General features: G+C 42.3%; 11 protein-coding genes. 8 read left to right on the top strand and 3 right to left on the bottom strand.

The window, feature by feature from the left end; translation table 11 throughout:
• Positions 1-39 precede the first annotated feature (39 nt).
• Both J2T13_RS06270 and J2T13_RS06265 read left to right on the top strand, forming a co-directional pair.
• The gene (locus tag J2T13_RS06270; protein ID WP_429369387.1) at positions 40-753 is read left to right on the top strand and encodes an ABC transporter ATP-binding protein; all 714 of its coding nucleotides are present in this window, start codon (positions 40-42) and stop codon (positions 751-753) included.
• Positions 746-2,347: a hypothetical protein gene (locus tag J2T13_RS06265; protein ID WP_429369385.1), complete on the top strand. Its 1,602-nt coding sequence runs from the start codon at positions 746-748 to the stop codon at positions 2,345-2,347. Before J2T13_RS06270 ends, J2T13_RS06265 begins: the two co-directional genes overlap by 8 nt.
• 6 nt (positions 2,348-2,353) lie before the next feature.
• Here J2T13_RS06265 and J2T13_RS06260 read toward each other — a convergent pair whose 3' ends face one another.
• Entirely contained in the window at positions 2,354-3,268 is a 915-nt protein-coding gene (locus J2T13_RS06260) for a phosphatidate cytidylyltransferase (RefSeq protein WP_429369383.1), read from the bottom strand.
• Between the two features lie 97 nt (positions 3,269-3,365).
• Between J2T13_RS06260 and J2T13_RS06255 the strand changes: the two genes are divergently transcribed.
• From J2T13_RS06255 to J2T13_RS06230, 6 genes are all read left to right on the top strand, one after another.
• Positions 3,366-3,908 carry a hypothetical protein gene (locus tag J2T13_RS06255; RefSeq protein ID WP_429369381.1) on the top strand — a complete coding sequence of 181 codons (543 nt, stop codon included), beginning with the start codon at positions 3,366-3,368 and terminating at the stop codon, positions 3,906-3,908.
• A gap of 14 nt (positions 3,909-3,922) precedes the next feature.
• Complete coding sequence (locus J2T13_RS06250; protein ID WP_429369379.1) at positions 3,923-4,315, top strand: TetR/AcrR family transcriptional regulator; 393 nt, start codon at positions 3,923-3,925, stop codon at positions 4,313-4,315.
• Positions 4,316-4,725: 410 nt separating this feature from the next.
• Entirely contained in the window at positions 4,726-6,999 is a 2,274-nt protein-coding gene (locus tag J2T13_RS06245) for a sulfatase-like hydrolase/transferase (RefSeq protein ID WP_429369377.1), read from the top strand.
• Positions 7,000-7,053: 54 nt separating this feature from the next.
• Positions 7,054-8,091, top strand: a complete 1,038-nt coding sequence (locus J2T13_RS06240) for an aliphatic sulfonate ABC transporter substrate-binding protein (protein WP_429369375.1) — start codon at positions 7,054-7,056, stop codon at positions 8,089-8,091.
• 236 nt (positions 8,092-8,327) lie between these two features.
• Complete coding sequence (locus J2T13_RS06235; protein ID WP_429369373.1) at positions 8,328-9,983, top strand: hemoblobin-interacting domain-containing protein; 1,656 nt, start codon at positions 8,328-8,330, stop codon at positions 9,981-9,983.
• A gap of 67 nt (positions 9,984-10,050) precedes the next feature.
• The gene (locus tag J2T13_RS06230; RefSeq protein ID WP_429369371.1) at positions 10,051-11,688 is read left to right on the top strand and encodes an S-layer homology domain-containing protein; all 1,638 of its coding nucleotides are present in this window, start codon (positions 10,051-10,053) and stop codon (positions 11,686-11,688) included.
• A gap of 201 nt (positions 11,689-11,889) precedes the next feature.
• On the opposite strand, the gene J2T13_RS06225 is transcribed toward J2T13_RS06230, so the two are convergent.
• Positions 11,890-12,189 carry a DUF2752 domain-containing protein gene (locus J2T13_RS06225; protein WP_429369455.1) on the bottom strand — a complete coding sequence of 100 codons (300 nt, stop codon included), beginning with the start codon at positions 12,187-12,189 and terminating at the stop codon, positions 11,890-11,892.
• Between the two features lie 91 nt (positions 12,190-12,280).
• The gene (locus J2T13_RS06220; protein ID WP_429369369.1) at positions 12,281-12,619 is read right to left on the bottom strand and encodes a DUF4234 domain-containing protein; all 339 of its coding nucleotides are present in this window, start codon (positions 12,617-12,619) and stop codon (positions 12,281-12,283) included.
• Positions 12,620-12,732 lie beyond the last annotated feature (113 nt).

The raw sequence follows: 12,732 nt of genomic DNA, 5'->3' as shown, positions 1-12,732 counted from the left end.
AAGAATTATATATACATACCAATGAAGAGGTGAAGGAAGATGCTCACAATAAAACATTTTACCAAGAGCTATAAGGGTGGTAAAAAGGCAGTAAACGATTTGAATTTAGTGGTTGAACGTGGTGATATCTACGGCTTTATCGGTCATAACGGTGCAGGGAAAACAACGACTCTTCGGGCAGTAGTAGGTGTCCTTGACTTTGAAGAAGGAGAAATTGAAATTGACGGTATCTCTATTAAGAAAGACCCAGTCGCCTGTAAGGCGATGACTGCGTATATTCCTGATAATCCAGATTTATACGATCATCTTACCGGCATACAGTACTTGAATTTTATAGGTGATCTCTTTAGCGTATCCAAAGCGGATCGTGAGTCACTCATCAAAAAATACAGCGATGCTTTTCAGATCACGAGCAATTTAGGGGATATGATCTCATCGTATTCTCATGGTATGAAGCAGAAACTGGCTATAATCTCTGCTCTCATTCATAAACCACAGTTGTTAGTGCTAGACGAACCCTTTGTGGGGCTTGATCCCAAAGCTGCTCATATGTTAAAGACAATCATGGTAGATCTGTGCAGCCAGGGGAGTGCAATCTTCTTCTCAACCCATGTGCTGGATGTGGCAGAGAAGCTCTGCAATAAGATAGCGATCATAAAAGCGGGGCAATTGATAACTCATGGCAAGACAGAAGAAGTAAAGGGTAACCATAGTCTTGAAGAAGTATTCCTGGAGTTGATAGCCAATGATTAATATATGGAGATTAACAAAGATACAGTTATTTTCTTCATTTGGCTTGAATAAAGCATTACATACGCGCGATGTTAAGGAAAGACGCAAATTCCTTCTGCTGAGCATCGGTATTCTAATGGGTGTGGCCATGATTGCAGTAGCTTCATTTGGATACAGCTATATGATGGCACTGACCTTTGAACAAATGGGCCGGATGGATCTGTTGCTTGCTATTATGATGGCTGTAACTTCTATTATTGCGTTCTTCACAACGATCTATAAAGCAAGCGGTGTACTATTTAGCTATAAAGATTACGATTTGATTATGTCGTTACCCATGAAGACGAGTCATGTTGTAGCAAGCCGTGTTCTTCAGCTCTATGTGCTGAATTTGTTTTTTACTTTGATGATCATGCTACCAGCAGGTGCGGTATATGCTATAAAAGTGAATCCTGGGGTTTTATATTATCTGTTTTTTCTCATAACACTTTTATTTATTCCGTTACTACCCATCATTGCGGCAACGATCATTGGTGCCCTTATTAGCTGGATCTCTTCCCGGTTTAAAGCGAGTCGAATGATAAGTCTTGTGTTAACCTTTGCCGTAATTATTGTATTCATGGTGGGTTCATTTCGTATTGATGGGAACGAACAGGTAATGATTGATAATATGGGTACGGTGCTGGCAGATATGATATTTAAGCTGTATCCTCTATCAGCTATGTATGTAGATGCCCTTTGCTCGTATCGGATGAGTTCATTCTTATTATTTATTGCGATATCATGGCTTTCATTTATGATATTTTCTACGGTGCTTGGTACAAGATATAAAGCTATTCATACAGGTTTATCGACCTCTCATGCAAGTAGTAAATATATCATGAAGCCGTTAGTAGCTTCATCTCCATTTCGTGCCCTGTATAAAAAGGAACTGCGTCGATATATTAGTTCTTCTTTATATGTGCTGAATACGAGTATTGGCATGATTCTATTACTGGTGATGTCAATTGCGTTATTGTTTACCAGCTCGGAGAAGTTAGGTGAACTGATCGAAATCCCGGAATTGTCACAATATCTGAGTACGCTGGCTCCGATTTTTGTTTCTTTTTTTGTGATTATGAGCTGCACAACATCAAGTTCCATTTCGCTTGAGGGTAATCATTTATGGATACTAAAAAGCTCACCCGTTTCGCATCGATCCATACTCTTTAGCAAAGTTGCGGTGAATCTCACCGTTACAATACCTATCCTGGTCATCAGTTGTGTGATGCTCATGATATCGCTCAGAACGGGATGGATTGAAAGCTTCTTATTGCTTGCGATCCCAATCATATATGCGTTCTTTTCAGCAATGATGGGTGTTATTGTCAATCTGAGACTGCCAAAAATGGAGTGGACAAGTGAGGTTCTGGTGGTCAAACAGAGTGCAGCGGTCCTCGTATCCATGTTGATTGGATTTATCAGTCTAGTCATTCCATTGGGTATATCTCTGCTCCTTTCCCAAGTCAATGGAAGTCTTATCTTGTTAGGTATTGGAATGATTATGATAGCCGTATGCGGTCTTATGTATAGATATATCCAGACAAAAGGGGAGCAGTTGTTTCGGAAGATTTAAGAATCGCTACATAAAATCGAAAAAATAACGGATGACGTGGAAAAAGACCGGCGAGGTGTAGGTCAAGCTATCGACTCGGCTTAAGTAGCTTTTTTTCAAAGCAACGAATTTATCATCATCGCCAATTAACAAATCCCGCTTCAGTACAGAAACCGTTAAGCTACCGAAGAAACCACTCAGGCTGATCAACATACCGGAAACGAGCCCGAAGGTCGGGTTGAGTGGTGTCAGGTAGGGATAAATCAGATACGAGACCCCTGTCGTTACTAAAAATGCGCAAGCAAAACCCTCCCAAGTCAAATGCGGGTTGGCCGTAGGGACCACTTTTCGTTTACCAACATAGAGTGATGCTAGATAGTGTACGACATCATTGAGTTGCGTCAACACCACTAGAAAAAGAACGAGTCCCGCCCCGTACTGCGGCGTAGCAAATTGGAAATAGGCCAAGTGGCTAAGCCCGAAAACCATCAGCATGAGTCCCCATTGGGTCGAGCTAACGCCGTGCAGAAAGCCTAACGTTCCTTTGTTTATCAATCGCGGGAGCGGTAGGAGCAAGAATACATAGACAGGGATAAAGACAATAAACATCCCGTACCACTCGATATAAATCCAATAGAACTGTAGGGGAATGGATAAGTACGCCCACAGGAACAGTCTGCGGTCAGCCTTTCTCGACCTGATCATGGAGAAATACTCTTTCAGCGCGAAAAAGCTGAGTACCATTAGGGATAGTAGAGAAACGATTGGGTTGAAAAGGGTTGCCAAGCAAAAGACGAAGAGCATGCCCCACCAGGTCTTGATTCGAGATCCAATGGGCGTATAGTCTTTATTCGGTTGTATTCTGCCTATCAGATAGTAAATCAATTGGATGGCCGATAAGGCTGCAAAAATAAGCACTAACGTTAATAGCGAACTGTTCATTGCCGATCACCCACTTTTTGCAAGATAGGATTCTATTAGAGGAATCATATGCTATTATGAAGGAATAGTACTAATTTGATAAGGGGAAATATTGCAAATGACAGCTGATCGATCGGTTTTTATCTTACTTACGAATACCGGAACGATTTTTACGAAGATTATTCAAGGCTATACTAAAGCCCCTTACAACCACGCTTCGATTTCCTTTGACCGGGAACTTTCGGAGTTGTACAGCTTCGGGAGAAAGCATCCGAACAACCCTCTGAATGGTGGATTCGTGAAAGAAGATATTAAGACGGGGACGTACAGTAAGTATCCCAATACGACTTGCGTGATCTATGAGCTTCAAGTATCCGAGCGTGAAATCGAGAAGATGAGGCGGGTCTTGCAGGTCTTTATCCAAAAGCACCAAAAGTATCTCTATAACATACTGGGCGTGATTGGGATTGCACTCAAAGAACCGGTCGAATTCAGTAATTCCTACTTTTGTTCGCAATTCGTCGCGGAAATTCTAGAGCGGTCCGGCATAAAGCTATGGAATAAGCTCCCGGCGCTGGTTACACCGGACGATTTTCGGCAAAGCGACCGACTACATTTGATTTACGAGGGGAAATTAGGTCAGTACGAACCTGGATGCTAGGAGGGGGACTAAAGTTGGCCAGAAATGTGGAGAGAGATGTGCAACTTAGGGAGAAACAGCGGAATAATATTTTAGATAAATCTAGGCAATTGTTTGCTATAAGAGGGTTACAGGGAGTTCGAATGCAGGATATTGCCCAAGCTTCTGGAATTACGCCAGCCAATGTATACCATTATTTTAATTCGAAGGAAGATTTACTAATGGAGGTGATTCTTCAATCTCAGTTACTATCGGGTATCCTTGCTGAAGGACAGCAACAAGGACAGATTAAAGCAGGGGATCCTATGCAAATGGCGGCACGCTACGTGATATCGCTATCAGGGTTTAATGTTTATTGTTCTACTGATCTATACGAAGGAATTCAGTTTGAATTTGAGGATATTATAGCGCATCTGAGGCAGGAATAATGGTTTATATGATCTCTTTAACTCACTCAGAAAGAATAGGGTATCTTCTAAATGGTTAATCACCTGTAAACAGATTGGAATTATAAATAATGGATTGACAGTTATTTTCTTTACTGATAAACTGAGCACAGATTGAATAATATTTAATTTGTGAAATTACATAGCTGACCAGACCACTGGAAGCGAACAATGGATTATTGATGAAGATGCAATATTCCGGCGTGAGCCTCATCCAGTGGTTTTTTGTGTTATTTAGACAAAACGTGAGATTCATAGTGCAGTGAAATTCTAATGTGCCTTGCAAATTGCGGTTGAGAGTGGGGTATGAATAAACATTTACCATAAAAAATTTATTCGTTAAACCTACTAAACATATGTGGATTATATAATTAGAAATTGGAGGCGTGAAGATGGCAGAAGATAGATTGTCCCGTTACGTTGTTAATGAGCAAGGAACCGTAGGTCACACACTTGAGGAGACAGTGCCAAGCTGGCCGGAGCGAGCAAAGCCTCCGAAAGGGGCACCCAACGTTGTGTATATTGTGCTAGATGATTTGGGTTATGCGCAGATAGGGAGTTATGGCTCTACGATTGAAACACCAAACATTGATTCTCTAGCAGCCGGTGGATTGAGATATACCAATTCGCACGTGACGGCGATCTGTTCGCCGACTCGAGCTTCCTTGCTTAGTGGGCGCAATCCCCATTCGATAGGAATGTCTTGTGTATCGGATTTGAATACGGGCTATGCACATACACGAGGTAAAGTGAGCAAGGAAACAGGCTTAATTAGCGAGGTTCTAAAGGATAATGGCTACAGTACTTTCATTTCAGGTAAATGGCATCTTGCACCGTACGAAGATCAGAATGCGGCAGGACCCTTTGATAATTGGCCGCTAGGAAGAGGTTTTGAGCATTTCTATGGCTTTTTGGGTGGGGGTACGAACCAGTTCGAGCCGGTGCTGCATCAAGATAATCATGAGGTATTGGCTCCAAAATTACCCGAGGAGGGTTATCACCTCACAGAGGATCTTACAGATAAGGCGATTGCATATGTCAGAGATCAGAAGGCGGCAGCACCAGATAAGCCTTTCTTCCTATACTTAGCGTACGGGGCGACGCATGATCCCCATCATGCGCCGCAGGAATATATCGACAAGTATAAAGGGAGATTCGATCAGGGGTGGGACAAAGTCCGGGAACAATGGTTCGAAAGGCAAAAGGAGCTTGGTATTATACCGGCGGACACGTTGTTGCCTCCACCAAATCCGGGTGTTCAGGCTTGGGACTCACTGAACGAAGATCAACGACGACTTTATGCCAAGGCGCAGGAAGTATTTGCTGGATTTCTTGATCATACCGACTATCATATTGGGCGGGTCATTCAATTCCTTCAAGATATTGAGCAATTTGATAATACGATCATCGTCCTCATCTCAGATAACGGAGCTAGTGGTGATGGTGGCGAGCATGGTACATGGAATATGTCTAAGAACTACAATGGAATCCAAGGAACCTTAGAGGAGAACTTGGCTCATCTCGAAGACTGGGGAGGACCAACGACGAATATTCATTATCCCGCAGGCTGGGCGCAAGCAGGCAATTCACCGCTGAAGTACTATAAAACATGGCTACATGCTGGAGGGGTTAAGACGCCTCTGATTATTCACTATCCAAACGGGATTAAAGACGGTGGGGGTATCCGCCAACAATATCATCATGTCATTGACGTTATGCCAACGATTCTGGAACTGGTCGGTATCGAACTGCCAGCATCCATTAATGGTGTGCAGCAGCAACCGCTTCAAGGTGTCAGTCTCACCTATTCCTTCGATGACTCTCATGCGGTGACCCGTAGAGGCACGCAATATTACGAGATGATCGGGCATCGCGCTATTTACCACGAAGGCTGGAAAGCAGTGACGAACCATCGTGGTGGCTCTAGCTATGAGGATGATATTTGGGAATTATACAATCTGGATAAGGATTTCTCTGAGACAACGAATTTGGCAAGTGAGTATCCTGAAAAGGTAAACGAGCTTATTGAGAAGTGGTGGATTGAAGCAGAGAAATACGGTGTGCTCCCGTTAGATGGCCGTTCTTTGTGGGGGCGTCTGAAGAATTCCTATGGGGATGAGGGCAATGTTCCGCTCGCGGCTAATCACACTTTTCTAAATGGTACCCGGTTCTTAAGAGGACCTGATCTACGTAATCGTTCATTCTCATTCGATGCTTCGGTAGAACGCGTATCAGCAGACGATGATGGAGTGCTCGTGGCCGAAGGCAGTCGCTTCGGTGGATATTCTTTCTATGTGAAGAACAATCGCCTTGTGTTCGTCTACAACTATGTCGGTGAAAAGTTCAATATCATAACCTCAGATATCGAAGTGCCGCTGGGCAAGTCTACGCTGACCTTTCAATATTCTAAGACGGGCGAGCATACAGGTATAGGTAAACTTTACATTAACGGTGATCGGGTCGGAGAAGGTGTTATTGAGAAAACCGCAGCAGTGATGTTCGGTGGTGGTGGCTTTACCGTTGGTAAAAATCCAATATCAGCGACTACAACCGATTACGAGGCACCCTTTGAATTCAAAGGTAAATTGAGCAAAGTTGAGCTGTATACCGAGAATGGAGCCCGTGATGTTGCAGCGGATTTAGTTCTAGAAATCGCAAGCGAGTAAATATAAAACTTATAAATTGAAATTATACTGTGTTCATAGGGGAGAGTTATAACAATGAAAAAATCAATGCTGCTCGGAACTACACTCATTCTCATATTTGCGATCCTATTAAGCGCTTGTGGCAAGGATAGCAACAATCAGGCATCCGTTTCACCTGGGTCATCCAATTCCGCTGTCTCGGGAGAGGCTTCAACAGTGAAGTCGGAGCCATTCACGATTAGTATCGGTATCAACGGGGGTAGCAACCAGCTCAAGCTGGCGCAAAATAAGGGTTGGTTTGAAGAAGAATTCGCCAAAATCAATGGTAAAGTGGAGATCTCCGATTTCCAAAGTGGTCCACAAGCCATCGAGTCCATAGCTGCTAAGCGACTAGACGTAACGACATTGGTGGATGGCGGGGTCATTACAGCATTGGCTGGGAAGGTTGATCTGAAATTAACCTCGTTTCTTTCTACCGGGCTAAAAGGTATTAATTATATCATTGTCCCTAAGGGAAGTGATGTTAAGGAATTGGCTGATTTGAAAGGTAAACAGATTGCCCTAGCAAAGGGCACGACGAACCATGTGTTTTTTGTAAAAGCATTGAAAAGCGTCGGACTCAAGGAATCAGATGTGAACATCGTAAACCTACTTATCCCGGATGCACAGCCTGCGTTCGAGAGTGGACAGTTGGATGCCTGGGTAACCGCTGATCCGTTTGCTTATCAAGAGGTCAACAAGAACGGTGCAACGATAATTGGCAGTGGGGAATCACTAAACATTGCATCACCCGTATTCACGGCATTCAGGGCTGATTTTACGAAAGAGCATCCAGAAGCGATCGAAGCTTACCTCAGGGTCGTCCAAAAGGCCGTCGACTATGAGAAAGCAAACTATGATGAAGCACTAAAAACGTACGCTGAGTTGAAAAAGCAAGATGTGGCACTAGTTAAGGTACTCGCGGATAACTATGGTTCCCAGAACGAAGTTATTCCTGATGATGTCGTAACGGAACTTCAAGCATCCGCAGACCTGCTTTTGGAGCTAGGATTCCTAAAAGAGAAGATCGATGTGTCGAAGATCGTGGACAATTCCTTCATTCAGAATAAATAAAAAAAGAAAGGGAGTTTCCTTTCCCTTTCATTAAAAAATAATGTGATAGATATTCTCCTCTCTAAGTAGACAATTTAGTTGAGAGAAGCTATACAAAGTTTCGCAATAGGATTTAAATCCCCCTCTTATTGCCCACCTTATCCCCCAAACGGGGGATTTTTTTATGGGAAAAATAGGACTATAGTAATAAAGTTAATAATGTCGAATAAACGATGTGAAAGAGGGAGAAATGGCGAATGATGAAAGATGGGAATAGAGTAACTGCAAAAGGAAAGATGAAATTCAGAATGTTGTCCGTGTTGATGGCGTTGGTCTTAGCTCTATCTATTCTACCGATTGGGGCAATGGCAGCTTCATCCCCTATGGTAAAAGGAGAGAATGATGCAATTAGTGTCAAAGTTGGATTAGATCTACAAATGATAGAAGAATGGGGACAAACTGTAACATGGAGTGTTTACGACGTTGAAGCAGGGAATGAACTTTTAACGCAGACTTATGCGAGTATTGAAGCGGAAACGGGTCTACTGACCGGAATAGAAGCTGGCACAGTTAGGGTCACTGCAACGGATAGTCATGGTGATACAGGTAGTAAGGATATCACGGTGGTAGGAAGAAGCCAAGTAGGTGCACTTTCGCGCACTCTTACGTTGCAAGGTGGATCTATGGTCACGTTGGCGAAAACTAAATTCAATGGAATTGCCGGTTCCAACACCTTCTACGCCACATCTGGTCAGGAAAGTGCTGAACCGAATATCTACGAAGGTACACTGGCTTCTTCGCTCCTTAATATTTACAGTATCAATATAAGCAATAACCCGTTTGTGCCTGCTTCTGTTGGGCAGACTATTTCTGTCATTGAGGTTGATGCGGATGGAGTAGTTGTTGGATTTGGTACATTTACCGTTTCAACGGATGGAGAGATTGGTACGAACAAGCCGCCGGTTGCTATTGTGAATGAAAAAACTGTCGTTTTAGGGGATGCCACACTTAATGGTGTAAATGATCTGTTCAAAGATCCTGAAGGCGAATTCATGAATTTTAGCAATTTTACAAGCTCGAATACGGATGTGGTAATAGCTGATCATAATTGGTACGGAAGCATATATAATCAATATTTAGCTTTACATCCGATCGCAGTAGGTACTGCTACTGTGAGTCTTGATGTTACAGATGCTACAGGGGATAAGATTAGGCATACTATGGAAGTTACTGTTAGAAAGCAAGCTCCTTATGTAAATGACAATGAAACAAGTCCTTTTACAAATACTTCAATCGGGCTTACGTTCGAACCGAATTCAGAATGGGTAAGTAAAATTACAGCGATAGAAGTGAACGGTGAAGTTATACAGCCTGAGAACTATACGATTACGAATGAGAAACAATTTACAGATATTTGGAGAACAAATATATATGGGGAAATCCTGTTCCATTCAGGTGTATTACTTGAAGGTAAGAATAGAATCGTTGTCAAAGCGGATGGTTATACATTTGTAGAAGTGAACCAAGATGTTTATAACTCGGAAGACTCTTACAATATGACTACGCTTGTCGATCAGGCGAGTGGTGGGATCACGGCAACGGCTAAAGTGCTCGTGAATATAAATACTGCAGATATGTACAATGTATACGATGAACAAGGTACTGCTGTATTTCAGTTAATGGATGGGGATGTACCCGTTAGTACGGTTTCTTATACGGTTGATGAATTGAATAATTATTCAACGTTTAAAGCTCATTTCAATTTAGCTGATATATCGACGAATGTTAATTACTCGGTTAGAGCTTTTCTCATAAGTGGAGAGAGCATAGATAGCATGGGATATAACCTTGCAACGGGAGTTACGCAAGCAGAATTTGATGAGCTCTTTGCAGAATATTATAACGGGTGGTAAGGAGCATAAAGTATGTTTCTGTCACAACATCTATATTGAATAATAACAGAAAAGAGGTAAAGCATAAGTGAGAAAACGCACATGGATTTTATCACTAATTGTCGTGTTATGCGTAGCCATGTTTCCAGGTACATTGTTCGCGGCTGTGACGGTTAACCCCGTATCTAGCACAATCCATCCGGGTAGTCCAATCAACATCACGGGCACATCCGATCTATCCGAGGTTATTATTAAAGTCTATCGTCCCGATCATAGCATCCTGTACTTTAACGTAGCCGAAGTAGTGAGTGGCATATATAGCGACACGATTACACTTGGGGAGCATGAAGTAGTTGGCACCTATCAGGTTCAAGTCGGTCAAGGGGAACAGATTTCGACGACACCTATGGTCGTGACAGCAGGATCGACAGTGGCGACAGTGGTCAAACCGTCGGCAAGTCCTGTGAGTGGGGCCGTTGCCTCAGGAACAAAAGTAACATTAAGCAGCTTAACGACAGGTGCGGCGATCTACTACACTATTGATGGTAGTAGTCCAACAAGAAGCAGCACTCTTTACAGCACGCCAATTGTTGTAAGCAGCGCTCAGACGATCCAAGCGATTGCAGTATATGAGGGAATGGTAGATAGCGGGATCATGAGCGCCATTTATTCAATAACTTCTTCATCAGATGATGATGGATCTGGTGATGGATCTGGTGATGGAACTGGTAGTGGAACTGGTAGTGGAACTGGTAGCGGATCTGGAGCTGGACCGACGGTTACTCTCGTACCTGATATTTACGGACCCATCGGGGGAGAAGTAGCTAGTAAACGTGTAAAGATTACATTTCCTAGCAATGCTTTATCAGGAAATATTAAAGTCAAGATTGAACAAGTAACGGATGTATCTAGTCTATTGACGACACCAAAAACCATTTTCGTAGGTGATGTCTTTTCAATTACGAAGGATCAACCAGGCAACTTTGATAAGTTTGTCACGATTACGATGTTAGTAGATTTGGCTGATATAGACACCAATAAGTATAAGTATGCCATTCATTGGTTCAATGAGGTAACGAAAGAATGGGTTGTCTTAGATAATACCCAGTTCAACCCAGTTACCGGTCAAATTAGTGGCGATGTTAAACACTTTACAATGTTTGCTGTATTGGCTACTGAGAAAGATGCAGTAGAAGCTGAAGAGGCTAAGACGATTCTAAAAGATATTAAAGGGCATTGGGCTGAGAAACAAATTCAGCAGTTAGTTGATCTTGGTGCAATTTCTGGGTATACCGATGGTACGTTCCTTCCCAACAAAACCATTACGAGAGCTGAGTTTGTTCAGGTATTAGTTAAAGCCTATCAATTAGATCAGCAAGGTAGTCAAGTGTTCTCGGATACCAAGGGACATTGGGCAGCAAAACAGATTTCTACAGCCATTTCGAACGGTATTGTCTCAGGCTATGATGCAGAGCACTTCGGACCTAACGATCCGATTACACGTGAGCAGATCGCTTTGATGATCATGCGGGCAGCAAAACTAGCGCCTGAAACGGACCTTTCATCATTGAGTGATCATGCTGAGATATCTTCTTGGGCACAAGGTAGTGTAGCTGCACTTGTACAAAAAGGAATCATTTCTGGATATTCAGATGGTAGCTTTAGACCCCTTAAACCGGCCACTCGAGCAGAAGCCGTAACGATGATCTTGAACAGCAAAGAATAATACTGATATAAGAATAAGGGTATTGGATGCATTATGCATTCAATACCCTTATTTTCGTACTGGCAAGTGGTTATTGCGTATGATATGAAATTTTTAAGATTAATAGATGAATAGCTTATCTATATTCGACTTAGAACGTACATTATAGCAATGCTATTAACAGTGTTATGAAAGAAGGGGGTTATGTTGTTAACTAAGATACTAACCAACGATCGTTGGAGCTAAGAAATCCAAAAATGGAATATTCCTCAGTAGTCCGAATGCGAGGGTAAGGGTCAACATGACAACCATAATCCCATTACTTGAACGCCGCATTTGCTTTTTTTTTGTAAGGAAATACATCGTATATAAAGGAAGTAAAATAAAAATCAAGGGGTTATATCTAAATGCCTGAGCGAAATCTAATCTTAACAAGGAAAGAACAGCCCTCGTTATTCCACATCCCGGACAATATAATCCTGTTAATTCGTGAAAAACACAGGGAATAGAAATTTGGGTCATTGGCAACCATACTTTAAGATACAATAGTCCTGCAACGCCAAGCGAGACACCCCAATATAGTCTGGGGTGTCTCTTTGGATCAAGGTTAAACTTAGACAAGTTTATTGACATCCGATTGAACTAGGGCGTACGTAACGATACTCAGACCGAAGATCGTAAGGATGACGTATAGAACCGAATTATCTGATACCAATGCACCACGTCGTCTTTGTACTTCTGTGAGTTTTTGACCTATCTGATAAGCCCAAATGAAACTCCAAATTCCACATGTGACCAGTGTTAGAAGGAAATGTTTTCCTCCCGTAAATGAGCTGTCTCCACTTAGATCTCCGACATCATTGGTTAGAACAATAAACCAATAGATCCCATAAATGCCGCATGTGAGTACTGTAAATATAATTGCTAACGCGATATCTCTTTGATTAGTCATTACACACCATCCTGTAAATTTATGTACTTCTAGAATATAAAGAGGGTCTAGAATCTGACCCGTGGAACATCATGATAGATTGACGATCTGAGTAGGTTGGATGCGGTTTTTGG

The organism is Paenibacillus sp. DS2015 (assembly GCF_050433705.1).
In the GTDB taxonomy this organism is placed as follows: domain Bacteria; phylum Bacillota; class Bacilli; order Paenibacillales; family Paenibacillaceae; genus Paenibacillus_AQ.
This window is presented reverse-complemented; position numbering and strand designations above follow the sequence as displayed.